The following is a 23,806-nucleotide window of genomic DNA, read 5'->3' on the forward strand; positions in this document are numbered from 1 at the left end:
GCCTCACCAGACGCCGGGCGGGCGGAACTGCACGCTGATGCGGGCGCCGACCCCGGCGCACTTCGGTACCGCATGCTCCCACGTCCGCTGGCAACTGCCGCCCATCACCAGCAGATCGCCCGAACCGAGCACGAACCGCAACGACGGACCGCCGCCGCGCGGCCGCAGCGTCAGCGGCCGTGGTGCACCGAGTGACAGGATCGCGACCATCGTGTCGTGGGTGGCGCCGCGGCCGAATCGGTCGCCGTGCCAGGCCACCGAGTCCGTGCCGTCGCGGTACAGGCACAGGCCCGCGGTCGAGAAACCTTCGGGCAACTCGCCGCGATAGTGCTGCGTCAGCGCCGAACGGGCTTGGACGAGAAGGGGATCGGGGAGCGTGGCGTTCGCACGATAGGTGGCGACGAGCCGCGGGACGTCGACGACGCGGTCATACATCCGGCGGCGTTCGGCCCGCCACGCCGCGTTGTCGTGCAACGCGTCGAACAGGGTCTGCGACCCCGAGATCCATCCGGGGCGCAGATCCACCCACGCGCCGTCGGAGAGTTCCCGCCGGGTGATCTGTGATTGCAGGCCGCCGATCGCCGGATCGGATCCGGCGGACTCCGCGAAATCGAAGATCGACCCCTGCATGCCTACGGTCATCCGACCACGGTAGCGCAACCCGAACGCATGTTCTAGATCCGGTGCCGGTCCATCTGGCCGCCCGGTATGCTCGGACATCACACGCGGCACCCCGGCATGTCGTTGGCCACACTTGCGCTCCACGGTGGCAGGCCGGGGGAAAGCGGAGTAAACAGTATCAAGTGTTAGTCACTCACACTTTGGTGTGATGTGTCCTGCCCGCCCGAACGCTCGCCGCCGATCGAGATCGTGCTCCACAGGTCACGTTCGCAATCGCTGGTCCACACCACAGCCTCCAAGGGGAAACGGATGTCATCAGTACTCTTCCGGCTCGGCCGGTTCTCGTTCCGACACAAGTGGTGGGTGATCGCCACGTGGCTGTTGGCACTGGTCGTCGTCGCCGGACTGGTCGGCGCGCTGAAACCGAAGTTCGCGCAGGACTTCGATCTGCCCGGGACCGACTCGGGCACTGCGACAAGTCAGTTGCAGGAGTACTTCCCCAAGGTCATGGACGAGCAGTCCCGCGGTGCGGCCACCGTCGTGGTGTACGCGCCCGACGGCCTGCAGGCACACGCCGGCCAGCTGAACGCGCTCGCCGATGACCTGCGCAAGATGCCCGACATCGCCGACCAGAAGACCGTGGTCAGCCCGCTGCTCGCCGCACAGGCGCAACCCGCTCTGGCGGCCAAGGTGCTCGGCGACAACGGACACGTGGGCCTCATCTCCGTCGGTATCACCACCAACATCCAGGACCTGACCCTCGACCAGAAGAACCAACTGCTCGACGTCCTTGCCAAACATCGCGGGGACGGTCTGCAGGTCGAGGCCACCGGTTCGCTGGTGCAGGTGATGGAGCAGGGCGGCAAGGCCGAGCTGATCGGCTTCGCGATCGCCTTTGTGGTGATGATCGTCGCCTTCGGCGCGCTCGTGGCGGCCTTCATCCCGTTGATCACCGGTATCGCCGGCGTCGCGCTCACGATGATGCTGGTGACGCTCAGCGCCAAGATCATGACGGTCAACCAGACCGCCACCGGCATCGTCACCATGCTGGGTATCGCCGTCTCCATCGACTATGCACTGTTCATCGTCTCGCGTTATCGCAGCGAGGTGAAACGCGGCGGTGACCGGACCGATGCGGCCGGCCGTGCGGTCGGCACCGCGGGTTCGGCGGTGGTGTTCGCCGGTCTGACCGTGGTCATCGCGGTGGTGGCGCTCACCGTCGTCGGCATCCCGCTGATCACCCAGATGGGTGCGGGCGCGGCCGTGGCCGTGGTCTTGGCGGTGCTGGCCGCACTCACGCTGATCCCGGCCCTGCTCGGGGCCGTCGGACGCTTCGCCTTCACCCCGCGGATCCCGTGGATTCGCCATGCCGAGGAGTCCGCGACCGCCGACAGCAACGGCGTCCGCTACGGGCGTGCGGTGGTCAAACGTCCGCTGCCGTTCATCATCGTCGGACTCGCGATCCTCGTCCTGGCGGCGATCCCGGTCGGCAAACTGCAACTGGGCATGGACCTGTCCAATTCGGACGAGGCGCGCGCTTCGACCCTGCTGCAGAAGGGATTCGGCGAAGGCGTCAACGGCCAGCTGCTGGTCATCGTGCACGATGGCGATGGCCAGATCGCCCCCGCCGCGGACCAGGCCGTCGCACACATCAAGACCCTGCCCGACGTCGCCAACGCCGCGACCCTGATGTGGATGGGTGACGGCACCGGGGCGAACCCGAACGCCGGTGCCAAGACGGCGTTGATCATGGTCACCCCCACGAGTGCACCGTCGGCACAGGCGACCCACGACCTGATGGAGAAGATCCGGGACTGGGCACCGACAATCGCCAAGAACGGGGTGGAGGTACACGTCGGCGGTCAGACGGCGATCATGTCGGATCTGTCGGCCAAACTCGACAAGGCGCTGATCCCGTATCTCGTCGTCGTGGTGGGCCTGGCATTCCTGATCATGATCGGGGTGTTCCGCTCGATCTGGGTGCCGCTGGTGGGCACGATCGGCTTCATCTTCTCCGTGCTGGCCACCTTCGGGATCACCGTCGCGATCTTCCAGGAGGGTTACCTCGGGCTGATCAGCGATACCCGCCCGACCCTGTCGTTCCTGCCGATCTTCCTCATCGGTGTGGTCTTCGGGCTCGCGATGGACTATCAGGTCTTCCTGATGACGCGAATGCGTGAGGAATACGTGCACGGCATGAACGCCAAGGACGCGATCGTCGCCGGATACCGGCACGGTGCGCGCGTGGTTACATCCGCGGCGGTGATCATGATCAGCGTCTTCGCCTCGTTCATGCTCGCACCCGACACCACGTCCAAGATGCTCGGCTTCGCGCTGGCCATCGCGGTCTTCTTCGACGCCTTCATCATCCGCATGACGGTCGTCCCCGCGGTCATCGCGCTGCTGGGCGACCGGGCCTGGGGACTGCCGAAGTGGCTCGACAAACTGGTCATCGACTTCGACATCGAGGGCGGCGCGGTGCGCAACCGCGGGCTGCCGGAAGAGAAGGACACCGCAGAGACCGCCGACACCGCGGTGGCGCCGAGCTGAGGACGTCACCGTGACCGCGACGACCGGCGCCGAACCGCCGGAATCGGTTCGGCCCCGGCCGGGTGGGCTGCGCGAGCAGCACAAGCAGCGCACCCGCCAGGCCATCCGGGATGCCGCGATGCGGCTTTTCGCCCGAGATGGCTACGCGCACACGACCGTCGAACAGATCGCGCGTGAGTCCCAGGTGTCGCACACCACCTTCTTCCGGTACTTCGCCTCCAAGGAACAGGTGGTCATCGGCGACGACCTCGACGACGTGCGGGCGGCGGCGATGGACGAGATCCCCCGCGGGCTCGGTCATTTCGATCTGCTGCGTGCGGTCGTCCGCGCGCAGGTCGCCATCACGGCGTCGGATCCATGGGCCTCGAGTGTCGAGCGGATGCGACTGATCCAGTCCGAACCGATTCTGCGCATGGCCTATCAGATCGAGGCCGACGCGGCGATCTCGCAGGGCCGCGAGTACTTCGCCGACTATCTCGGGGTGCGTGCCGACGACGCGCGCCTGCAGGTGTTCGTCGCGGCGATCGCCGGGGTCATGTTCCACGTGGCCGAGGGGGTGGTCGACCCCCGTGACGACCGTGTGCTGACGGAGTTGCTCGGTGCCATCGACCTGTTGGAACAAGGGCTGCCGCTCTGACGGTCTGATACGAGAAGCCTTGGGAGACAAGCCCAGAGAAGAGATTTCACCGAGGAGAGATGAGGAGATCATGGGACGGCTGGACGGCAAAATCGCATTCATCACCGGCGTCGCGCGCGGGCAGGGCCGCGCACACGCCATCCGGTTGGCGCGGGAGGGGGCGCAGATCATCGGCATCGATCTCGCGGGACCACTGCCGGGCGTTCCCTATGATTCGGCCACACCCGAGGATCTCGAGGAGACACGCCGGCTCGTCGAGGAGGAAGGTGGCACCGCGGTCCTGACGCAATGTGATGTCCGTGATGCCGACGGGGTCACCGCGGCGGTGGCGGCCGGCGTCGAGAGGTTCGGCGGACTCGACATCGTCGTGGCCAACGCCGGCATCTGCATTCCCCAGACCTGGGACGAGATCACGCCGAGCAGCTTCGGTGACACCCTCGACATCAACGTGACCGGCGTGTGGAACACGGTGACGGCCACGGTCGGCCATCTCATCGCGCGCGGTGGCGGATCGGTGATCATCACCAGCTCGTACGCGGGCAAGAAGGTGCAGCCCTTCATGATCCACTACACCACCAGCAAGCACGCGCTGGTGGGGATGACCCGCGGTCTCGCCGCCGAGCTCGGCGCACACAACATCCGGGTGAACTCCGTGCACCCCGGTGCGGTGAACACACCGATGGGGTCGGGGAGCATGCAAGAACGTATCGAGACGACCAATCAGGCCAATCCGCGCCTCGCGGGGATGGGCACGGTGTTCGTGAATCGGTACGCCGCCGAGGCCGAGGACATCGCCAACGTGGTCGCATTCCTCGCCTCCGACGAATCGACATTCGTCACCGCCGAACACATCTCGGTCGACGGCGGCGCCCAGCACTACTGAGATCGTCGATCCGTCGCCGGTGCCGCGGCTCGTCTCGTGTCAGAGCCGGCGCAGGCGTCGAGCGGCCTCGGCGATCACGTCGTCGCGTTTGGCGAAGGCGAAGCGCACCATATGCCGCCACGGCTCCTTGTGGTCGGCGAAGACGCTCACCGGGACACCGGCCACCCCGATCCTCTCCGGAAGCTTCCGGCAGAGTTCTTCCCCATCGGCATAGCCGAGCGGACGCGGATCAGCGCAGACGAAGTATGTTGCGTCACTGCGGTATACGCCGAAGCCGGCGTCGGTCAGCGCCGCTGACAGCAGATCTCGTTTGTCCTGCAGTGCGGCTGCGCTGCGCGAGACCCAGTCCATCTCCGACTCCAGCGCGTGGGCGACGGCGGGCTGGAACGGACCCGAACCGACATAGGTCATGTACTGCTTGGCGGCGCGCGCGGAAGCCACCAGTTCCGGTGGCCCGCAGAGCCAGCCGACCTTCCAGCCGGTGCAGTTGAAGGTCTTGGCGGCGCTCGAGATCCGCAGGGTGCGTTCGCGCATGCCGGGCAGCGTGGCCAGCGGGGTGTGGCGCCGGCCGTCGAACACGAGGTGCTCATAGACCTCGTCGGTCACCGCGATGACGTCGTGGCGGATGCACAGGCGCGCGATCTCGGCGAGGTCGTCGTCGCCGAGGACCGTGCCGGTCGGATTGTGCGGCGAGTTGAGCAGGAGCAACGCGGTGCGCGGACCGAATGCGGCGGCCAGCGCGTCACGGTCGAGGCGGAAGCCGTCACCGTCGGCGACGAGCGGCACCGTGCGTCGCACGCCGCCGGCCATCGCCACCGTCGCGGCATACGAGTCGTAATACGGCTCGATCATCACCACCTCGGACCCCGGTTCGGTGAGCCCGACGACAGCGCCCGCGATGGCCTCGGTGGCGCCGACGGTGATCAACACCTCCGTGTCGGGGTCGTAGTCGAGGCCGTAGTGCGTGCGCTGATGCTCGGCCACCGCCCGCCGCAACCGCGGCACCCCGATGCCGGGCGGGTACTGGTTGTGGCCGTCGTTGATCGCTGCACACGCGGCCGCCAGCATCGACTCGGGGCCGTCGGTGTCGGGGAAGCCCTGACCGAGGTTCACCGCGTCGTGGGTGAGTGCGAGCGCCGACATCTCGGCGAAGATCGTCTCGGTGAACGGGCGCAGTCGGGTCACGGTGGCCATGGATTCAGGCTGTCACATCCACCCACGAGTTGCCGCGGCCACGTGGTTCCACGTCGGTGCCACTCGGGCGCCGATTCCATGTCGACGCCAAGGTGGCCACAAGCGCGCGGCGCGAACCTTCTCGGGCAGACCCCACCCCGATGAGAGGACCCGCGATGTTCACCACCGAAACCGAAGACGGCCCCGCGCCTCGGCCCCTTGCCGACCCGGTCGTCGCGCCACTGTCGCGACCCGGCCGCCGGCTGGCCTGGCGCCTCGGCGTCATCGCCGGCGCGCTGGGCGTCGCACTGCTGGCCGCCTGCGACGTCAGCGTCGGCTCGGATGCCATCGATGCGCCCGATGACGCGGCCGTCGGCGAATGCCTGGCCCTCGGGCCCGACGAGGAATCCGGCAAGGTGCGGGCGTCGACGGCCTCGTGCGAGGGTGCCGACGGGCTCACCTTCTACGTGGCACGTCAGATCGCCGCCGGAGCCGAGTGCGAGGCGGCCAACACCTCGACGCTCACCTTCGGGGCCGGACGCGAGAAGCTGTGTCTGACCCCCAATTTCGCGTCCGGCAAGTGCTATCAGATCCCGGTCGGCGGCGAGCTCGCCGACTATCGCGAGGTGGGTTGCGGGGATCCGGCACAGTCGCAGACCCTGGTCGCCGAGACCGTCGGTCGTGGCGACGAGGCAATCAATTGTGGTGCGGACGAGACGATGTGGTCGTTCACCGCGCCACGTTCGCTCGGATACTGCCTGCGGCCGGTGTGAGACGCAGGTAATGTGACCAGGGCCTGACCGCCCCCGCGGGCCGTGTGGCGAGTACGCGTGTCCGCTGCCGAGGAGGGCCGAGTGGTCTACCAACCAGGTGACTCGTTCGCCGGCTACACCATCGTGCGCCTGATCGGCCGCGGCGGGATGGGCGAGGTCTATCTGGCCCGGCACCCGAGCCTGCCGCGCAACGAGGCGGTCAAGATCCTGCCCGCCGACCTCAGTCGGGACCCGATGTTCCGGCAGCGGTTCGCGCGGGAGGCCGAACTCGCGTCGAGCATCGTGCACCCGTCGATCGTCACGATCTACAACTCCGGCGAGCACGACGGTCACCTGTGGCTGTCGATGGAGTACATCGACGGAGTCGACGGCGGGGAACTGTTGCGGCGCAGCCCGCGCGGCCTGAATCCGGTCCTCGTGTCGGCGATCGCGACGGCGGTGGCCGCCGCGCTCGACGCGGCACATGCGCGGGGACTGCTGCACCGCGATGTCAAACCCGCCAATATACTGGTGGCCCAAGGTGATTCGGATGATCCGACGCACACCTCGGCCGGGCCGCCGGAGCGGGTACTGCTCGCCGATTTCGGCATCGCCAAGACGACCGACGACGTCAGCAACCTGACGTCGGCCAACATGTTCCTCGGCACCGTGGCGTACGTGGCGCCCGAACAGTTACTGGGGTCGGTGGCCGACGGCCGCGCCGACCAGTACAGTCTTGCCGCAACCCTGTTCCAATTCCTTTGCGGCCGACCGCCATTCGAGGGGACGAGCCAGGCGAACGTGATCGCGGCGCACCTCAGCGATACCCCACCGGCGATCTCGGCGCTGCGGCCGGCAACACCGCCGGCGCTCGACGACGTCATGAACCGCGCACTGTCCAAGTCGCCGGAGGATCGCTACTCCTCGTGCGGTGAGCTCGCCGATCAACTCACCGGCGCACTGCGGGCGCCGCCCACCCGGATCGCCACGCCGGTCCTCGGGCCGGCCGAGGTGATCGCGCAGCCGCAACCACCGGGCCCGACGCATCCACCGGCCCCGACGCATCCACCGGGCCCGACGTTGCCGCCGGCCCCGGTCTACTCACCGCTGCCTGCGCCCGTGCAGTACCCGGCGGGCCGGCAGTCGGCGCCCCAGTACCTCGCGCCGCCCCATACGGGTCCGTTTCAGTCGGGTCCGCTTCAGACCGGCGCGCTGCCCAGCCAGCCGCCGCGCCGCTCGCGCCCGACGGCGATGATCGTGCTGGCGTCGGTGGTTGCGCTGGTGCTCGTCGTCATCGCGGGCGTGGTGGTCGCCAACCTGATCTCCGGTTCGTCCGGACCGACCACGAGCACCACCGCCGGTGGTTCATCGTCGACGACGGGGCCGGCCCCCGGCGTGACGACGCCCTATGTCCGCCCGCCGGTGACCGAGGCGCCGACCGCGATCACCGGAGCCGACCAGATCACGGTGGGCGAGTGCGTGCAGTTCGGGCGCCAGCGGGACGCGCAGGGCAATGTGTCGACGTCCAAGGTCGACTGCGCCACCCCGGCGATGACGTTCTACGCGGCGGGGTTCATCGCCGGTACCGCAGACTGCCCCAACGAGCACAATGCCAGTCTGGGTTTTGGTGACTCGACGCAGAAGCTCTGTCTCACACCGAATTTCGCTCCCCAGGAGTGCTATCAGATCCCGCGGTCGGGTGGTTCGCTCGCCGACTACCACGAGGTGGCCTGCGGCAGTGCGGCCGCCGCGGGGACCGTGCTGTTCCGGGTCACCAACCGCTCGACGAGCGCGCTGGTCTGCGCAGGCGGCGAGCTGCGCTGGGTGTTCGAGCAGCCCGAGTCGCTGGGCTATTGCCTCGTCGAGGGTCCGTGAGTCCCTGGGTCTCAGCCCGCCGATTCCTCGCCGATCGTCGGCCCGAGAAGGTCGTCGGCGTCGGCGATCCGGTAGGCGTAGCCCTGCTCGGCGAGGAACCGCTGGCGGTGCGCCGCGTAGTCGGCGTCGAGGGTGTCGCGAGACACCACCGAATAGAAGTGTGCTTGTCCGCCATCGGCTTTCGGACGCAGCAGCCGGCCGAGTCGCTGGGCCTCTTCCTGGCGTGAGCCAAAGGTTCCCGACACCTGGACCGCCACCGACGCCTCGGGCAGGTCGATGGAGAAGTTGGCGACCTTGGAGACCACGAGCGTCTGCAGTTCACCGGAACGGAAGCGGTCGAACAGGGCCTCGCGTTCCTTGTTCTTCGTCGAGCCCTGGATCACCGGGGCGTCGAGTTCGCGCCCGAGGTCCTCGAGCTGATCGATATAGGCCCCGATGACCAGCGTCTGCGAATCGGCGTGCCGCGCCAGGATCGACTTGACGACGTTGACCTTGGTGTGGGCGGTGGAGCACAGCTTGTACTTCGCGTCGTTCTCGGCGACCGCATACTGCAGGCGCTCCTCGTCGGTCAGCGTCACGCGCACCTCGATGCACTCGGCCGGTGCGATCCAGCCTTGGGCCTCGATGTCCTTCCACGGCGCGTCATAACGCTTGGGACCGATGAGGGAGAAGACATCACCCTCGCGGCCGTCTTCGCGGACCAGGGTCGCGGTCAGCCCGAGCCGGCGCCGCGACTGCAGGTCGGCGGTCATCCGGAACACCGGTGCGGGGAGGAGATGCACCTCGTCGTAGATGATCAGACCCCAGTCCCGGGAATCGAACAGATCGAGATTCTTGTACTCGCCCTTCGACTTCCGGGTCATCACCTGATAGGTGGCGATGGTCACCGGGCGTACCTCTTTACGCTCGCCCGAGTATTCGCCGATCTCGTCTTCGGTGAGGGTGGTGCGGGCGATGAGTTCACGCTTCCACTGCCGTCCCGCGACGGTGTTGGTGACGAGGATCAGGGTGGTGGCACCGGCTTTGGCCATCGCTGCGGCGCCGACCATCGTCTTGCCCGCGCCACAGGGCAGGACCACCACGCCCGAGCCGCCCGCCCAGAAGGAATCGGCGGCCATCTCCTGGTAGTCGCGGAGGTGCCAGTTGTCCTGGTCGAGCGCGATCGGATGCGCCTCCCCGTCGACATAGCCGGCGAGGTCCTCGGCCGGCCATCCCACCTTGAGCAGGATCTGCTTGAGCCGGCCCCGCTCGGAGGGATGTACGACGACGGTGTCGTCGTCGATGCGCGCACCGAGCATCGGCGCGACCTTCTTGTTGCGCAGGATCTCCTCGAGGACGGCGCGATCGAGACTCACCAGCGACAGACCGTGGACGGGGCTCTTGACCAGTTGCAGCCGGCCGAACCGCCCCATGGTGTCGACGATGTCCATCAGCAGGGGCTGGGGCACCGCGTACCGCGAATAGCGCACCAGCGCGTCGACCACCTGCTCGGCGTCGTGGCCGGCCGCGCGTGCGTTCCAGAGGGCCAGCGGGGTCACCCGGTAGGTGTGTACATGCTCGGGTGCGCGTTCGAGCTCGGCGAACGGTGCGATCGCCGCTCGGGCCGCCGCCGCATCAGGGTGGTCGACCTCGAGCAGCAGCGTCTTGTCGGATTGCACGATCAGGGGTCCATCAGTCACCGGATCCAGTGTAATGACGTGGCAAGCCGGTGCGTCCGGCTCGCAGCCCTGGCCAGGGAGGCGGCACCCGACGGACCCGGGCCGACGTTCGCTCGCGTCTGCCCACTATGCCCGGTATGTCCGATAGTGGGCGGCCGAAAGCCGCAGCGAGAAGGCACATTCCGCGACCCGACGGCGCGGTAGGCTGGTCGGCGTGCAGCCTTTCAGGTGACATTTCCCGGTGGTCCACGTGGCTTGCACCGCGCGTCGGCAGACCTGGCGCCCCCACCTCACCTCGACTTGAAGCGGGTCCCGAATGTCCACCTCCGACTTTTCGCAGCAGGCGCAACCCGATCCACGACGCTGGAAGGCGCTGGTCTTCATCTGTCTGGCGCAGCTGATGGTGGTGCTCGACGGCACCGTGGTCAACATCGCGCTGCCCGACGCCAAGATCGATCTCGGTATCAGTACCTCGAATCAGCAGTGGGTGATCACGGCTTATGCGCTGGCCTTCGGTGGCCTGCTGCTGTTCGGCGGCCGCATCGCCGACCTGTGGGGACGCCGACGGGCGATGATGATCGGTCTCGTCGGTTTCGCGTTCGCCTCGGCGCTGGGTGGCGCTGCGGTCAATCAGGCAATGCTTTTCGGCGCGCGGGCACTGCAGGGCGTCTTCGGCGCGCTGCTGGCTCCGGCGGCGCTGTCGTTGTTGACAGTGATGTTCACCGCGCCCAAGGAACGCGCCCGGGCCTTCGGCATCTTCGGTGCGATCGCCGGCGGCGGCGCCGCGGTCGGGCTGTTGCTCGGTGGTCTGCTCACTCAGACCCTGGACTGGCGCTGGACCATGTACATCAACGTGGTGTTCGCCGCCGTTGCGCTGGCCGGCGCGATCTTCGAGATCAAGGAGCCGCCCCGCGCCCACGACCACACCACCCACCTCGACATCCCCGGGGTCATCCTCGGCGGTGCAGGACTCGCGCTTGTCGTCTACGGGTTCAGTCGCGCGGCGGAGAAGGGGTGGAGTGATACCGGCACCATCACCTGCCTGATCGCCGCCGTGGTCTTGCTGGTGGTGTTCGTCGGCTGGCAGGCGCGCGCCCGGTACCCGTTGCTGCCGTTGCGGGTCGTCGCCGACCGCGCGCGAGGCGGTGCCTACCTCAGCGTCGCGCTCGCCGTGATCGCGATGTTCGGATCGTTCCTGTTCCTGACGCTCTATATGCAGGACGTCCACCATTATTCGCCGCTGTCGGCCGGCGTCGCCTTCCTGCCGATGGTCGGCGGCATGCTGGTGGGCTCCACCCAGATCGCGGCGCGGCTGATCACGCGGGTCCCGCCGCGCTACCTTCTCGTGCCCGGCGCACTGCTCGGTGCGTGCGGGATGCTGCTGCTGAGCCAGATCTCGGCGGATTCGACCCGCTATTGGAGCGTGGTGTTTCCCGCACTGCTGCTGCTCGGCGCCGGTATGGGCACGGTGTTCATGACGTCGATCAACCTCGCCACCTATGGGGTGGAGCCCCGAGATGCCGGCGTCGCGTCGGCGATGGTGAACACTTCGCAGCAGGTCGGCGGCGCGGTCGGCACGGCGTTGCTCAACACCATCGCCGCCAATGCGGCCGCCGCCTACGTCACCGATCACATGTCATCGGTCCACGGACCCGCCGATGCGGCGGCGCTGCAGGCGTCGGCGCTGGTGCACGGGCAGAGCATCGGCTTCTATGTCGCCGCGGCGATTCTGGCGTTCGTGGCACTCGAGGCGGGCCTCCTGATCAATGTGCGCCGGCCGATCGGGGCCGCGCACGAGGACGAGCCGGTCGCCGCACCGGCTGCCTAGCCGGGGCCCTCTATGAAGTTCTCAAACAACAGTTGCGGTCCCGGCGGGCCGGGTGCACGGGTCGGAAGTTGTTGCGGGTGAGCCTGTTTCAGGCTGCGGTGTCCAATCGGAGAGTGCGCTGCATCGCCGCGTGTGCTTGCGGCCCGCTCATGTCGGGGTTGGTGCGGAGTTCGGTGAGCTGGTCGACAATGCCGGCCAGAATTGCTGCGGTATCGGTGCTTTCGATGGTGTCGTCGGCGATCATGGTGCCCCCCTGGGCGATCGATGCGATGTCTCCATCTTACCCGCATGCGCCGACAACGGCACCCAGATCTGCGGCATCTGTGTATCGAATACTGCTTGTGGACAACAGGTTTCGCGCCGAAGGTGAATACGCGATTCTGTCGGACGGATGTGGTATCGGGCAGGTGTGGCGCGGCATCGGTTGCAGTGGTGGAACTTTCGTGCCCCGCGCGGTCCCGTCGGTCAGCTGTCGAGGAGTTCGACGCTGGTGATGCGGTGCAGCGAGAACCGTTGTTCGTCGTCGGTGCCGTCCTCGACACCGACGAGCTGCCCGGCGCCGAGGGTCCGCGGGGAGACGACATGCCGCGACGCGCTGCCATGTGCGTCGACGTAGCCGACCCGCAGTTTCCGGTTGGCACGCAACGCCAATCGGATGAGGGCAGTGGTCGGTTCACCGCCGCCGGAAGCGCGTACCGATCCCGTGGCCGGTCCGGTGGCCGGGGTGGCGACCGCGGCCCGATCGCCCGATCGCATCCGGCCGACGATGGCCGCGATCTGGTCGGGGCCGAGCGCGCCGCGGCGTGGTGCGGGACTCGGGTGGCGCCGGGCGCGGTTGGTGGCGACCCGGCTGCCACGGTCGGCCATGTCGACCACCTCGCCTGCCGAGTCCTCGCCGGCCGGCGCGAACCCGGCGGCGCGCAGCGCGTCGAGCACATCACGAATTCCGCTGGGCGACACCGCAACCGTCGGTGCCAACGCGCGGAGCGCGAGGTGTTGCGCGGCGTCGCTGCGCAGGACGGCCGCGAGAGTGGCAGCGTCTTCGCAGCGAATGAACGACGAGGCGATCCCCACTCGTAGCTGTCCGTGGCGCCGGGCGACGTCCTCGATGAGGTACGTCAGTGACTGGGGCACCGGGGTGCGCGAGTGGGTGGTGAACATGGTGAGCAGTTCGCTGCTCGACCGGCCGGCGTCGAGGGCTCGCCGGACACTGTTCTCGCTGACCCGGTATACCGATGCGGCGCCACCGGATTCGAGGTCGGCGACCATTTCCACCCGCTCGGCGAGTTCGGCCGTCATCGGCCCGGGAACGGTGATCGTCAGGTCGGCCTGGGTGAGGAAGTGATCGACCGGGGCAGGCAGGGCCTTGCGCATTGCCGTCAGGATCGCGGAATCGTCGTCGGCATCCGCGTCGAGCACCGCCCGGCCGACCGAGGTCAGCGCATGGTGGCCGACCAGTCCTACGGCGCGGGCCTCGTCGAGGGTCGCCCCGACCACGCGGAGGGTGAGCCGCCGCAGCTGGTGCGGATGATCCCAGCCGAGGGTGGCCACCATCCCGGCGACCGACACCGGCGTCGCGGGAGCGGTTCGGGCCAGCGCGGTCAGAATCGTGCGCCGCTGCGCAGGGGCGTGCGAATCGTAGTTCTCGCCGGACAACGCGGGGATCGTGGTGCCGTCGCGGTCGGGTTCGCCGACCTGCCAGGCCTGTCGCGGCATCGTCAGCCATGCCTGCGCGAGGGTGAGCCACTGCCGTTCGCGCGGCTGATGCAACCAGGTGTCGGCGGTGGTGGTCGGGGCAAAGGCGTGTTCGCCGGTGTCGCCGGTGGGCGGCGGATCGGGGAATCCCACGTCGATCAGCCGCGCATGCGCGAGAAGTTCGGCCAGCAGCGCGAGCCGCGGTTGCTCGATGCCGGTGGCCTTGGTCAATCGACGCAACTCGCGGATGCCGAGGGCGCCCGAGCGCAGCACCGTGGCCGGGGTACGGCCCAGCGTGCGCAGCACCGCGGTGGCATGGCGGATCAGCTCGAGAGCCTCACCGCCGCCGGCGGCGTCGATGTCACGTGCGGAAAATCGGCGGGTCGCCGATTCGTCGTCGGGCTGCGGCCGTTGCAGCTCGTCGGTGCGCAACGCCGGTTCGCCGCGGAGCAACTGCCCCGATTGTGGTGGCAGCTCGACGGTCTGGTGGTCGATGCGTGCGAGCATGCCGTCGGCGATCAGACGGGCAACCGGTGCGCTGGGGTCGGCGTCGGGGGCGGCGTCGCGGCTGCGGCCGAGTGCCGGGCCGCGGGAGAGCGCACCGAGCAGCTCCCGTTGGCGTTCGTCGACGGCGTCGAGGCGCGCCCGGAGCTCTTCGGGGGCCCACCGGGCGATCGGGCCGGTCAGGTGCAGACCGCGCCACGGCAGCGCCGATGATGCATTCGCACCGATGTTCAGGGCGTCGTCGGGGCCCCAGAGGAGCGCGAGTCGCCGCAGATGCGCGATGCGTGCCGCGATGTCATCGGGATCGGCGCGGTCGCGTAGCGCCGCAACGATCGATGACGCGGACACCACCTCGGCGGCCGGCGGCCCGGCGGCGATGGCGTCCTCGAGGACGGCGAGATCGAGCAGATCGAGTTGATCGCCTGCGGCGGCGACCGAAGCCGCCGACAGTGCGCGTTGGGCGAGGACCTGGCTGCCCTGCGGAGGTGGTGAGGCGAGATCGGGCCGCAGCGTGAACAGGTCGGCCAACGCCTCGTCGGTGCGCGAGATCAGGTCCTGGGCGAGCCCCTCGGCCCGATCATCCTGACTCATTCGGCCGATTCTACCGAGCGCGGTGCGCCCGGCCGGTTCACGCGGGCAGGTTCAGCAGTGTCGGGCTCGATACCTTCTGATCCTCGCCGCTCGAGCCGTTGCCGACCTGGCCTGCGGCGTTACGGCCCCAGCAGTAGAGCGAGCTCTCGTCGACGAGCGAGCACGTGGTGCCCAGGCCGGTGTAGACGGCCTCGACCGATCCCGGCAACGCCGTCACCTGGGTCGGCTTGGTGGTGCCGTCGCCCGCGCCCGTGCCGAGTTGCTGGCCCTCGTTGTCGCCCCAGCAGAAGAGCTTGGAGTCCGACACCGCGCACGTCGAGCCCCAGCCGGTGTTGATCTGGCTGACGGTCCCCAGGCCGGTGACCGGTGTCGGCGTGTGGCGTGATTCCTTGGTGCCGTCGCCGACCTGGCCATAGCGGTTGTCGCCCCAGCAGTACCCCTTACCTGACGCCGACGCGCACACCGTCGTGTACTGATCGGGCTGGTCGGTGATGCTGTAGGAGCCGACCGAGATCGAATCCGCGCCGGTCAGCGCGACCTTCTGCGGCGTGTTCGCCCGGGTGGTGGCGCCGGTGCCGAGTTGGCCGCTGTCGTTGTTGCCCCAGCAGTACACAGTGTCGGCAACCGCGCACGTCGTGCCCTGCGCGGCGGCGACCGCGGTGACGTTGCCGGAGATCCCGGGTACCGCGGTCGGGGTGGCGGTCTGGTCGGTGATCGACTCGACGCCGACCTGGCCGTCGTCGTTGTCGCCCCAGCACGAGAGCTTGCCGTCGGCGATCGCGCAGGTGCTGCCGTATCCGGTGGCGATCGCGGTCACCCGGCCGGACAGTCCGGTCACCTTGACCGGCGACTGGGTGTCGGTGGTGGAGCCGTTGCCGATCTGGCCGAACTTGTTGGCGCCCCAGCAATACGCCGAACCGTCGGATACCGCGCATGCGGTGGTCACGAGCTTCTTGTCGGTGTTGGTGTAGCCACCGAGGCTCACGGCGGTCACGTTCGGGAGATCGACCTTCACCGGTGACGACGACGCGGTCTCGGTCCCGTTGCCGAGCTGCCCGTCGTAATTGCCTCCCCAGCAATACAATTGCGCGTTGGTGATTCCGCAGCTCGAGTTGCCAGAGACCGCCAGGATTCCGGGATGGGCCGTCGGCGCAGACGGTTCATCATTGCTGAATGCGCCGGTGGCAAAGGCGATTCCGACGCCCAGGACGACCACCACGACGACGACCGCCGCGATCACGCCGACGATCAGCCCGGTGTGCTTCTTCTTGGGTGCTCCGGCCGGGCCCGGTGGGGGATAGCCCCCGCCGAGAAGGTGATTCGGCTGCGATGGCGGGTACGCCGGTGGTTGCCCGGCCTGGTTGCCGGGGTAGGCGGCCCCGGGTGGCGACTGTGGATACGACGAATTGGCTTGGGGCGACGGGTTACTGGCGACCGTCGGGCCGGGGGGCGCGAATCCGCCGAAGGCCGGCGCCGGTGTCTGGGGTCCCGGAGTCTGGGGTCCCGGAGTCTGGGGACCCGGAGTGTGTGGTGCCGGGGTATGGGGTGCCGGGCCCGGATAGGCGGGTGCGGGAGTCGATTGCGGCGCGTAGGAGGGCGCGCCGGGACCATACGGCGGAGGCACGGTGGGCTGGGAGTACGGGCGGTTCGGTGCTCCCAGTGCCCCCGCTGCCCCGACCGCTCCCGGGCCCCCGGGGCGCGGCGCCGATGCGGCGCCGCCGTGGCTCTCGAGGGCCTGGCGCAACGCCGTCGCGAACGAGCGGCAGTCTGGGTACCGGTCGGTGGGATTCTTCGCCAACGCCTTCTGCAGTACCGGATCGAGGCGAGCGAGATCCGGCCGCAACGAACTGATCGGCGAGATCTGCTTGGTCAGATGTGCCATGACCAACGCCGACGGTGAGGTGGTGGTGAACGGGGCCTGGCCGGTGAGCAGTTGGAAGACGGTGCAGGCCAACGAGTATTGGTCGGAGGCGGCGCCGGCATCGTGACCCTCGATGACCTCGGGGGCGCAATAGGCCAGCGTGCCGATGAAGGCGCTGGTCGCGGTGAGTGACGTCGAGTTCACGAGTTTGGCGATGCCGAAATCCAACACGGTGACGCGGTCGATCTGGCCGCGCTCGTCACGGCTGACGAAGATGTTGGCGGGTTTGACATCGCGGTGAATGATGTTGCGGCGGTGCGCGTAATCGAGGGCGTCGGCAACGCGGGCGGTCAGCGCGGCGGTGTCGGCGGCCGAGACGGCGCCGTGGGTCAAATCGGCGCCCTCGAGGTGGTTCATGGTGAACCACGGGGTGCCGTCCTCGTTGATGCCGTACTGGTGGATCGAGATGATGCTCGGGTGATCCAGCGCAGCAGTGGTGCGTGCCTCGTTGGTGAAGCGCTTCTGGAAGTCGGGATCGTGCGCGCCGGCCAGTGAGATGACCTTGAGTGCCTCCCGACGCAGGAGGGTCGGGTTCTCGACGAGGTAGACCTCGCCCATGCCGCCGGATCCGAGCAGCGAGATCACCTTGTACCCGGCGACCTGTGAACCTGGACTCAGAGGCACGATTATTCCTTTGATCGGGGGCGGGCCGTTGGCGGTGACCTTACCCAACGGGCTCGCAGGTCGGCCTTTGTATCATTCGAACGAAGGGCCCGGCCCGCTCGGTATCGACATCACCGGGCCCCGGATGCGGGAGCACGCACGTGGCGGCAGGCGCGGCATGGCACAATATGCGCGTGGCTGAGAGCAATTCGAAGAAGCACTACGTGGACAACGGCTGGCCGAAGTCCTCCGGCGACGACGCCCCTGAGCACGCGGTCTCGGAGTTCGCGGCCGACCTGCCGGGCGCGCTGTCCCCGTTCGGGGATGTGGAGTTCCCGCTGCCGGCCGACGAGATCAACTACATCTCTCCCAAGACGGTCATCAACCGCTGACCGGACCGCCGTGAGCCCCGAGGTGAGACCGTGAACCAGGGTGAGACCGGGAACCAGGGTGAGACCGGGAACCAGGGTGAGACCGGGACCGCCTCGGCCGGCGGTGCCGGCCCCGCGGCACGCCTGTCGCACGTCGATGAGGCGGGTGCGGCCCGGATGGTCGATGTGGGCGACAAATCCGTGACCCGCCGGCGAGCGCGCGCCGGCGGTACCTTCCGCACCACCGCCACCGTCATCGACCTGCTCACCTCGGCATCGCTGCCCAAAGGTGATGTCCTCGCCACCGCCCGCATCGCCGGGATCATGGCGGCCAAACGGACCGATTCACTCATCCCGCTCTGTCATCAGCTGTCGCTGTCGTCGGTGGACGTCGAATTCGAGATCGGCGCCGACCACATCGACGTGGCCGCCACCGTGGCCACGGCCGGTCCGACCGGCGTCGAGATGGAGGCGCTGACCGCGGTCGCCGTCGCCGGACTGACCCTGCACGACATGGTCAAGGCCGTCGACCGGCACGCTCAGATGGATGGCATCCGCCTGCTCGAGAAGTCCGGTGGCCGCTCGGGCGACTGGCGCCGTGACGATGATGCGCCCGACGGCGCCGGAACACGCCGATGAGCGGCCGGCGCATCGCCCGGGTGATCGTCGCCTCGACCCGGGCGGCGCGCGGCGTCTACCCCGACCGCACGGGCCCGATCATCGCCGAGTGGCTGACCGCCCACGAATTCGCTGTCGACGAGGTCGATGTGGTCGGTGACGGCCGACCGGTGGGCGACGCGATCCGTACCGCGATCTACGCCGACGTCGACCTCGTCCTCACAACCGGTGGTACCGGTCTGGCACCGACCGACCGCACGCCCGAACAGACCCGCCCATTGCTCGACATCGAGATCCCGGGTCTCGCCACAGCCGTTCGCGAGGCCGGGCTGCCGCAGGTGCCGACGGCGGTCCTCTCGCGCGGCACGGCAGGGGTGGCCGCCACGACGTTGGTGATCAACCTGCCCGGCTCCGTCGGCGGGGTGCGCGACGGCCTGTCGGTTCTCGAGGACGTGCTCGATCACGCGCTCGACCAGATCCGCGGCGGCGACCACTGATGGGTATTCGCTGATGGCAGTGGTGATCCGGGCCGCGGTGAGCGCCGATCCGATCGGCCTGGCCGAGCATGAGGCGCTCGTCGTCGAGGCCGCAGGCGGACATGCGGGCGCGGTGGTCGGATTCGTCGGAGCCGTGCGTGATCACGACGGTGGGCGCGAGGTGACCCGGCTGTCCTACTCGGCACATCCGACCGCACCGCAGGTGTTGGCGGACGTGGTCGCCGAGATCGCCGCCGGTGCCGACGGTGTGCGCGCGGTCGCCGTCTCTCATCGGGTGGGCGATCTGGAGATCGGGGACGTGGCGTTCGTGGTCGCGGTCGCCGCCGATCACCGTAAGGAGGCGTTCACGCTGTGCGCGCGGCTCGTCGACGAGGTCAAGGCCCGGCTGCCGGTGTGGAAGCACCAGTACTTCGGGGACGGGCGCGACGAATGGGTCGGCTCCGCCTGAGGGACCTGAGTGGGTTGGAAGACCGGAGAATTGGAAAAAGGGCCCCGCACGGTCGGAACATCGTGCGGGGCCCTTTGTCTGGGGCCGAGTCAGCCGGCAGTGCCGGGTGGCTCAGGGGAGCGGGATCAGGCCCTTGTTGTCGTTGAACAGGCGCAGCTGATCCGGGGTGAGCTGGTAGCCGCTGTCCTTGGCGGCCTTCAGCAGGCTCTTGACCTCGGGGCTCACGCCGGCGTCGCCGACCTGTGCCAGAGCCTCATCGGTGTTCTGGGCGTTCGGCGTGTGTGCCAGGCCCGGGGTCGTCGAAGGCGCAGCGGGGGCGGCCGGGGGAGCCGGAGTCGCGGTGGGAGCCGTGCGCGGGGTCGCACCCGACAGGCCGGTGCCGCAGACGGGCCAGGCGCCCTTGCCCTGCGATGCCAGGACGCGTTCGGCGACGGTGATCTGCTGTTCCTTGGAAGCCTGGTCGGCGCTCGGCGCGTACTGGGTACCGCCGTTCGCGGCCCACGTGCTCGGGCTGAACTGCAGTCCGCCCTGGTAGCCGTTGCCGGTGTTGATGGCCCAGTTGCCACCGGATTCGCACTGGGCGACCTGATCCCATTCGGAATCGCTGGCGGCATGTGCCGAGCCGGTGCCCAGCAGTGCAGCGCCGCCACCGAGAACGGCTCCGGTCAGTGCGACCTTGGCGAAGGTCTTGGTTGCGGTGTTGGTCGTCGATTTGCGGTGACGTCCGGACATGTGTCGAATTACCTCTCTCCACGCGCCTGCGAAGTCAGCTGTCGGGTTCGAGCGAGAGGTGCTCGGTCCGGCCAGACCGGGTGGTCGCCGGACTTAACCCCAAGGACGTCGTGGACGTCCGTTCTTCCGTGCTGGAAGGGGTGGGTCCCCCGCCCTCGTTCCCATATGTGTGCTCGTCATTCCACCGGGGGAACGAGGCTCGGCGCGACCGGTGGAAATCATGGTGTCGTTTGCAGTGTTGTGACCTTCGGTGAAGGACGCTTCGTACAGTACGACGTCCGGGCCGGTGATTCATACCCTTCGGCGCAGCGGATTTCGGGGCTGCCAGTGGGTATTTCGGCCCCATTCGGGCGTCCATGCAGTTCACGGGCATGATGCCCCGTTCGTGTCCATCTCGTTATGGACTCGTTATGTGACAAAGGTCACAGACGATCCGGGCGGGTCAGCCACCCGCAAACGGGGGCAGGACGTCGATCGTGCGCGTCGGACCGAGCTGTCGGGTGCGGTCGGCCAACGCGATCTCGTCACGCAGATACGAGCAGCGCGGCAGCACGTGCGCCAAATCCGGATTGTCGGCTGCCAGAATGTGTTCGAGCTCACCGAGAGTGATGTCGTCGGCAACGTCGACCATCGTGGATTCGGACTTCGCGGCCGCGCATGCGGCGGCGAAGTAGCGGATCAACAATTGCACCCCGTCAGCCCCCGATCGCCGACATCGGGCGGTCCGGCTGACGGAAGCCTGCGGTGTTGACGGCGTGTCCGGCACGCTTGGCCCACATGTTCTCGCGCCACAGTCGGGCGAGGCGACTATCGATGTCGTCGCCGCCGCCGCGCAGCACCGGCATCAGCGACGTCTCGGACTGTGCGAACAGGCAATTGCGCAGCGCGCCGTCAGCGGTGAGGCGGGTGCGATCGCAGTCGCCGCAGAAGGGCCGCGTCACCGAGGCGATCACCCCGATCCGGGCGGGTGCGCCGCGGGCGTCGGTGTAGCCGTCGGCGAGCCACGTCTGGGCCGGGGCGGCGCCGCGAGGGACGGTGTCCGGGCGCAGCCGGAACCGGGTGGACAGCTCGGCGAGAATCTCGTCCGCGGTGACCATCTGGCCGCGATCCCAGCGATGCCCGGCATCGAGCGGCATCTGTTCGATGACCCGCAACTGATATCCGGCGTCGAGGCAGAACTGTGCGAGATCGGGCAACCGCGCGAGGTCCCCGCGATCCGGGACCACCGCGTTGACCTTGACCGGGTACAGGCCGCTGCGCCCGGCCGCGGTGAGGCCGGCCAGCACATCGGGCAGCCGGTCGCGCCGCGTGACCTCGGCGAAGCGTGCGGCGTCGACGGTGTCGAGGGAGACGTTGACGCGGTCCAGGCCGGCCTCGACGAGCCCGTCCACCCGCCGCGCCAGGCCCAGACCGTTGGTGGTCAACGCGATCTTGGGGCGCTCGGGGAGCGAAGCAACCGCCCCGATGAGTTCCTCGAGATCGCGGCGCAGCAGCGGTTCACCGCCGGTGAACCGGATGGTGCGGATGCCCAGCTCGGTGACCGCGACCGTCAGGACCCGGATGAACTCGGCGGTGCTCAGCACCGCCTCGGTGGGCAGCCAGTCCAGCCCTTCGGCGGGCATGCAGTAGTCGCAGCGCAGATTGCAGCGATCGGTCACCGACACCCGCAGGTCGGTGGCGACGCGGCCGAAGGTGTCCCGCAGTGGACCGGACGTCGGTGCGGGCGCGGCCGGCTCGTCGGCGGTATGTGCCGACGGCAGTGGGAGTCCGAGGTCGACGGCGGTCATCGCCCGCCGCCTCCGTCGTCGGACGTGCGCGCCTGTAATGCCCGGAAAGTGCTGGCGTGGAAGACAAGTGGCTCCACATCCGGATGGGCATCGAGACGCCGGATACGCAGCAGCACCAGAATGTGGTCACCTGCGGTGATCTCGGTGTCGATGGTGCACGACAGGTGTGCGGCCGCGCCCGGGATGAACAGCGCGCCATCGTCGGAACCGAGCAGCTCGATGCCGTCGAACCGGTGCGGTGCCGGCCCGGCGAGCTGCCGGCACAACTGCGCCTGATCGTGCGCGAACACGCTGACTCCGACGGTGCCCGCATCGCGCAGACGTGGCCAGGTCGTCGATGTGTCCTGCACGCAGACGCTCACCAACGGCGGATCCAGCGACACGGAGGTGAATGCGCTCGCGGCCATGCCGATCAGCTCGGTTCCGGCCGCACCGGCGCGGTGACAGCACACGGCGACCACCCCCGACGGGAAGCAGCCGTATGCCCGCCGCAGGGCATCCTCGTCGGACGCCGGCGCCAGGTCGGTGTCTGCCGCGATCACCGCGGAATCCGGATCGACGGAGGCCGACACTCGCCTCACCCGGCTCTCCGCGCCGACCGCAGCGCATAGATCACGCCCAGCAGCAACCCCAGCGGCGCGCACATCGTGAGCAGATAGACCGCGGTGGGTGCCGTCGCGCCGCCGGCCACCAACGGCGTGACAAAGAGCGCGATGATCGCGACGACCCCGATTGCGAATGCCACGCCCGCCACCTGCAGCAACCGCGAACCCGGTTTGCGCTCGGCGCTCCCGGTCGGTGCCATTCGCCCCGCTCGCTGCGCGCTTCGGGTAGGTGAATTCCGTGCCATACATTCCACGGTAGAGCACCTGCGCCCGTCGCGACCGCGTCGTGCCCGGTCAGCAGTGGTGACGTGCACCCGCGGAAACCGTTTTGTCCGTTGGCTAGACTGTCGGTACCAGGCGCCTTGCTCATTGTCGTGGGTCAAGGCGCCCTTTCATGTGGTGGATCGGCCACATGTGACGAATCGACGTTCAGATGAGGGTGAGCACAGTGCCGAGCGGCAAGGTGAAGTGGTACGACGCCGAAAAGGGCTTCGGGTTTCTCTCGCAGGAGAGCGGTGAGGACGTGTACGTGCGTTCGTCGGCGTTGCCCGAGGGCGTCGAGGCGCTCAAGCCCGGTCAGCGGGTCGAGTTCGGCATGGCCGCCGGCCGTCGTGGTCCGCAGGCGCTCAGTGTCACCGTGCTCGAACCGGCGCCGAGCGTCGCCAAGAACACCCGGGAAGCCGCCCGTAAAGAGGTCAAGCGTCACAGCCCCGACGAACTGCACGGCATGGTCGCCGATCTGATCACCCTGCTCGAGGGCAAGGTGCAGCCCGACCTGCGCAAGGGCCGTTACCCGGATCGCAAGACGGCACAGCGCATTTCCGAGGTGGTCCGCGCCGTCGCCCGCGAACTCGACGCGTAGGTCGCGGCGTGCGCTCGCCGCACCGGACCCAACCGCACTGGGCTCAACAGCACTGGGCTCAACCGCACTGGGCTCACTTGGGCGGGGCGGTGTCGGCGGTCACGAGTCCGCGCGCGATGTTGCCCGAGCCGTCCTGATCGATGCTCAGCGCAGAGGCGGCGGTGACCGTCACACCGAGCAACACCCGGCCGGGACGCGATCGCAAGGCCACCGTGTACGTCGAGTCGGAGGCCTTCGGCGACTCCTCCTCGACGATGCCCTGCGGCGTCCAGTACAGCGTCGTCAGATTCCACGGTGACTCGGCGATCGACTGCGAAACCGACAGCAGCACCGTCGAGTTCACCGGCACCGGCACCCGCGGGGTCGCCCGCTGCGGTTGATCGTGCGGGGGCGTGCAGTCCCGCACGAACACGTCGCACCAACGCGCCGGCTCGACCTGGTGGAGCTCGTCGCCGACGGCGATCTGGATGTACGCGTCGTCCTTGTGGGACTTGCCCTGGACCACGACACCGACGGTCACGCCGACGACGGCCACGAATACGACGGCCACGATGGCGATGATCGCGATCGCCTTCTTCTCACCCGGGTTGAGCAC

Annotated in this window: 23 protein-coding genes and 1 riboswitch; of the genes, 11 read left to right on the forward strand and 12 right to left on the reverse strand. The window is 68.5% G+C overall.

Going from position 1 to position 23,806, the window contains the following annotated elements; genetic code table 11:
- Positions 1-3: 3 nt before the first annotated feature.
- A complete protein-coding gene (locus ACLQ3C_RS19240) occupies positions 4-642 on the reverse strand; it encodes an alpha-ketoglutarate-dependent dioxygenase AlkB (RefSeq protein WP_425706697.1) in 639 nt (212 codons plus the stop codon).
- 288 nt (positions 643-930) lie between these two features.
- Here ACLQ3C_RS19240 and ACLQ3C_RS19245 point away from each other — a divergent pair, with 288 nt between their 5' ends.
- The 3 genes from ACLQ3C_RS19245 (at position 931) to ACLQ3C_RS19255 (ending at position 4,691) form a co-directional block, all read left to right on the forward strand.
- On the forward strand, positions 931-3,171 hold the full coding sequence (locus ACLQ3C_RS19245) for an MMPL family transporter (protein ID WP_425706698.1): 2,241 nt from the start codon (positions 931-933) through the stop codon (positions 3,169-3,171).
- A gap of 10 nt (positions 3,172-3,181) precedes the next feature.
- A complete protein-coding gene (locus ACLQ3C_RS19250; RefSeq protein ID WP_425706699.1) occupies positions 3,182-3,808 on the forward strand; it encodes a TetR/AcrR family transcriptional regulator in 627 nt (208 codons plus the stop codon).
- Between the two features lie 70 nt (positions 3,809-3,878).
- Positions 3,879-4,691, forward strand: coding sequence for a mycofactocin-coupled SDR family oxidoreductase (locus ACLQ3C_RS19255; RefSeq protein WP_425706700.1), 813 nt, complete (start codon positions 3,879-3,881; stop codon positions 4,689-4,691).
- A gap of 39 nt (positions 4,692-4,730) precedes the next feature.
- Here the strand turns inward: ACLQ3C_RS19255 and ACLQ3C_RS19260 are convergent, their stop codons facing one another.
- A complete protein-coding gene (locus ACLQ3C_RS19260; protein ID WP_425706701.1) occupies positions 4,731-5,885 on the reverse strand; it encodes a pyridoxal phosphate-dependent aminotransferase in 1,155 nt (384 codons plus the stop codon).
- A gap of 155 nt (positions 5,886-6,040) precedes the next feature.
- Between ACLQ3C_RS19260 and ACLQ3C_RS19265 the strand changes: the two genes are divergently transcribed.
- A complete protein-coding gene (locus ACLQ3C_RS19265; RefSeq protein ID WP_425706702.1) occupies positions 6,041-6,637 on the forward strand; it encodes a pyridine nucleotide-disulfide oxidoreductase in 597 nt (198 codons plus the stop codon).
- An 81-nt stretch (positions 6,638-6,718) separates the two neighbouring features.
- A complete protein-coding gene (locus tag ACLQ3C_RS19270; RefSeq protein WP_425706703.1) occupies positions 6,719-8,491 on the forward strand; it encodes a serine/threonine-protein kinase in 1,773 nt (590 codons plus the stop codon).
- An 11-nt stretch (positions 8,492-8,502) separates the two neighbouring features.
- On the opposite strand, the gene ACLQ3C_RS19275 is transcribed toward ACLQ3C_RS19270, so the two are convergent.
- Positions 8,503-10,170 carry a DNA repair helicase XPB gene (locus tag ACLQ3C_RS19275; RefSeq protein WP_425706704.1) on the reverse strand — a complete coding sequence of 556 codons (1,668 nt, stop codon included), beginning with the start codon at positions 10,168-10,170 and terminating at the stop codon, positions 8,503-8,505.
- Between the two features lie 295 nt (positions 10,171-10,465).
- Between ACLQ3C_RS19275 and ACLQ3C_RS19280 the strand changes: the two genes are divergently transcribed.
- A complete protein-coding gene (locus tag ACLQ3C_RS19280; RefSeq protein WP_425706705.1) occupies positions 10,466-11,977 on the forward strand; it encodes an MFS transporter in 1,512 nt (503 codons plus the stop codon).
- Positions 11,978-12,065: 88 nt separating this feature from the next.
- Here the strand turns inward: ACLQ3C_RS19280 and ACLQ3C_RS19285 are convergent, their stop codons facing one another.
- The 3 genes from ACLQ3C_RS19285 to ACLQ3C_RS19295 all read right to left on the reverse strand — a co-directional run bounded on the left by ACLQ3C_RS19285 (position 12,066) and on the right by ACLQ3C_RS19295 (position 17,312).
- Positions 12,066-12,221, reverse strand: a complete 156-nt coding sequence (locus tag ACLQ3C_RS19285) for a hypothetical protein (protein ID WP_425706706.1) — start codon at positions 12,219-12,221, stop codon at positions 12,066-12,068.
- 221 nt (positions 12,222-12,442) lie between these two features.
- Entirely contained in the window at positions 12,443-14,767 is a 2,325-nt protein-coding gene (locus ACLQ3C_RS19290) for a helicase-associated domain-containing protein (protein WP_425706707.1), read from the reverse strand.
- Positions 14,768-14,804: 37 nt separating this feature from the next.
- The gene (locus ACLQ3C_RS19295) at positions 14,805-17,312 is read right to left on the reverse strand and encodes a protein kinase domain-containing protein (RefSeq protein ID WP_425706708.1); all 2,508 of its coding nucleotides are present in this window, start codon (positions 17,310-17,312) and stop codon (positions 14,805-14,807) included.
- Positions 17,313-17,479: 167 nt separating this feature from the next.
- Here ACLQ3C_RS19295 and ACLQ3C_RS19300 point away from each other — a divergent pair, with 167 nt between their 5' ends.
- The 4 genes from ACLQ3C_RS19300 to ACLQ3C_RS19315 all read left to right on the forward strand — a co-directional run bounded on the left by ACLQ3C_RS19300 (position 17,480) and on the right by ACLQ3C_RS19315 (position 19,225).
- On the forward strand, positions 17,480-17,683 hold the full coding sequence (locus ACLQ3C_RS19300; protein WP_425706709.1) for a hypothetical protein: 204 nt from the start codon (positions 17,480-17,482) through the stop codon (positions 17,681-17,683).
- Positions 17,684-17,806: 123 nt separating this feature from the next.
- On the forward strand, positions 17,807-18,301 hold the full coding sequence (gene moaC / locus ACLQ3C_RS19305; protein ID WP_425706724.1) for a cyclic pyranopterin monophosphate synthase MoaC: 495 nt from the start codon (positions 17,807-17,809) through the stop codon (positions 18,299-18,301).
- Complete coding sequence (locus ACLQ3C_RS19310; protein WP_425706710.1) at positions 18,298-18,777, forward strand: MogA/MoaB family molybdenum cofactor biosynthesis protein; 480 nt, start codon at positions 18,298-18,300, stop codon at positions 18,775-18,777. The genes moaC and ACLQ3C_RS19310 overlap by 4 nt, the downstream gene beginning before the upstream one ends.
- Before the next feature lie 13 nt (positions 18,778-18,790).
- Positions 18,791-19,225 carry a molybdenum cofactor biosynthesis protein MoaE gene (locus tag ACLQ3C_RS19315; RefSeq protein ID WP_425706711.1) on the forward strand — a complete coding sequence of 145 codons (435 nt, stop codon included), beginning with the start codon at positions 18,791-18,793 and terminating at the stop codon, positions 19,223-19,225.
- A gap of 111 nt (positions 19,226-19,336) precedes the next feature.
- Here the strand turns inward: ACLQ3C_RS19315 and ACLQ3C_RS19320 are convergent, their stop codons facing one another.
- The 5 genes from ACLQ3C_RS19320 to ACLQ3C_RS19340 all read right to left on the reverse strand — a co-directional run bounded on the left by ACLQ3C_RS19320 (position 19,337) and on the right by ACLQ3C_RS19340 (position 22,549).
- The gene (locus ACLQ3C_RS19320; protein ID WP_425706712.1) at positions 19,337-19,957 is read right to left on the reverse strand and encodes a transglycosylase family protein; all 621 of its coding nucleotides are present in this window, start codon (positions 19,955-19,957) and stop codon (positions 19,337-19,339) included.
- A gap of 7 nt (positions 19,958-19,964) precedes the next feature.
- A riboswitch (cyclic di-AMP (ydaO/yuaA leader) is annotated at positions 19,965-20,141 on the reverse strand.
- Positions 20,142-20,399: 258 nt separating this feature from the next.
- Positions 20,400-20,648 carry a MoaD/ThiS family protein gene (locus ACLQ3C_RS19325; protein WP_425706713.1) on the reverse strand — a complete coding sequence of 83 codons (249 nt, stop codon included), beginning with the start codon at positions 20,646-20,648 and terminating at the stop codon, positions 20,400-20,402.
- Positions 20,649-20,652: 4 nt separating this feature from the next.
- The gene (gene moaA, locus ACLQ3C_RS19330; RefSeq protein WP_425706714.1) at positions 20,653-21,744 is read right to left on the reverse strand and encodes a GTP 3',8-cyclase MoaA; all 1,092 of its coding nucleotides are present in this window, start codon (positions 21,742-21,744) and stop codon (positions 20,653-20,655) included.
- A complete protein-coding gene (locus ACLQ3C_RS19335) occupies positions 21,741-22,316 on the reverse strand; it encodes a flavin reductase family protein (protein WP_425706715.1) in 576 nt (191 codons plus the stop codon). The genes moaA and ACLQ3C_RS19335 overlap by 4 nt, the downstream gene beginning before the upstream one ends.
- Before the next feature lie 5 nt (positions 22,317-22,321).
- Positions 22,322-22,549 (reverse strand): hypothetical protein, encoded by a 228-nt coding sequence (locus ACLQ3C_RS19340; RefSeq protein ID WP_425706716.1) that lies wholly within the window; start codon positions 22,547-22,549, stop codon positions 22,322-22,324.
- 248 nt (positions 22,550-22,797) lie between these two features.
- Here ACLQ3C_RS19340 and ACLQ3C_RS19345 point away from each other — a divergent pair, with 248 nt between their 5' ends.
- Positions 22,798-23,211 (forward strand): cold-shock protein, encoded by a 414-nt coding sequence (locus tag ACLQ3C_RS19345; RefSeq protein ID WP_425706725.1) that lies wholly within the window; start codon positions 22,798-22,800, stop codon positions 23,209-23,211.
- 73 nt (positions 23,212-23,284) lie between these two features.
- On the opposite strand, the gene ACLQ3C_RS19350 is transcribed toward ACLQ3C_RS19345, so the two are convergent.
- Positions 23,285-23,806 carry a DUF2771 family protein gene (locus ACLQ3C_RS19350; RefSeq protein WP_425706717.1) on the reverse strand — a complete coding sequence of 174 codons (522 nt, stop codon included), beginning with the start codon at positions 23,804-23,806 and terminating at the stop codon, positions 23,285-23,287.

The organism is Gordonia sp. DT30, assembly GCF_049844915.1.
GTDB lineage: Bacteria > Actinomycetota > Actinomycetes > Mycobacteriales > Mycobacteriaceae > Gordonia.

Bases quoted from the DNA above. Each gene is read 5' to 3' on its own strand.
- ACLQ3C_RS19240 (WP_425706697.1), bottom strand. From the start codon at position 642: ATGACCGTAGGCATGCAGGGGTCGATCTTCGATTTCGCGGAGTCCGCC.
- ACLQ3C_RS19245 (WP_425706698.1), top strand. From the start codon at position 931: ATGTCATCAGTACTCTTCCGGCTCGGCCGGTTCTCGTTCCGACACAAG.
- ACLQ3C_RS19255 (WP_425706700.1), top strand. From the start codon at position 3,879: ATGGGACGGCTGGACGGCAAAATCGCATTCATCACCGGCGTCGCGCGC.
- ACLQ3C_RS19260 (WP_425706701.1), bottom strand. From the start codon at position 5,885: ATGGCCACCGTGACCCGACTGCGCCCGTTCACCGAGACGATCTTCGCC.
- ACLQ3C_RS19265 (WP_425706702.1), top strand. From the start codon at position 6,041: ATGTTCACCACCGAAACCGAAGACGGCCCCGCGCCTCGGCCCCTTGCC.
- ACLQ3C_RS19280 (WP_425706705.1), top strand. From the start codon at position 10,466: ATGTCCACCTCCGACTTTTCGCAGCAGGCGCAACCCGATCCACGACGC.
- ACLQ3C_RS19285 (WP_425706706.1), bottom strand. From the start codon at position 12,221: ATGATCGCCGACGACACCATCGAAAGCACCGATACCGCAGCAATTCTG.
- ACLQ3C_RS19290 (WP_425706707.1), bottom strand. From the start codon at position 14,767: ATGAGTCAGGATGATCGGGCCGAGGGGCTCGCCCAGGACCTGATCTCG.
- ACLQ3C_RS19300 (WP_425706709.1), top strand. From the start codon at position 17,480: ATGCGCGTGGCTGAGAGCAATTCGAAGAAGCACTACGTGGACAACGGC.
- ACLQ3C_RS19310 (WP_425706710.1), top strand. From the start codon at position 18,298: ATGAGCGGCCGGCGCATCGCCCGGGTGATCGTCGCCTCGACCCGGGCG.
- ACLQ3C_RS19315 (WP_425706711.1), top strand. From the start codon at position 18,791: ATGGCAGTGGTGATCCGGGCCGCGGTGAGCGCCGATCCGATCGGCCTG.
- ACLQ3C_RS19320 (WP_425706712.1), bottom strand. From the start codon at position 19,957: ATGTCCGGACGTCACCGCAAATCGACGACCAACACCGCAACCAAGACC.
- moaA (WP_425706714.1), bottom strand. From the start codon at position 21,744: ATGACCGCCGTCGACCTCGGACTCCCACTGCCGTCGGCACATACCGCC.
- ACLQ3C_RS19340 (WP_425706716.1), bottom strand. From the start codon at position 22,549: ATGGCACCGACCGGGAGCGCCGAGCGCAAACCGGGTTCGCGGTTGCTG.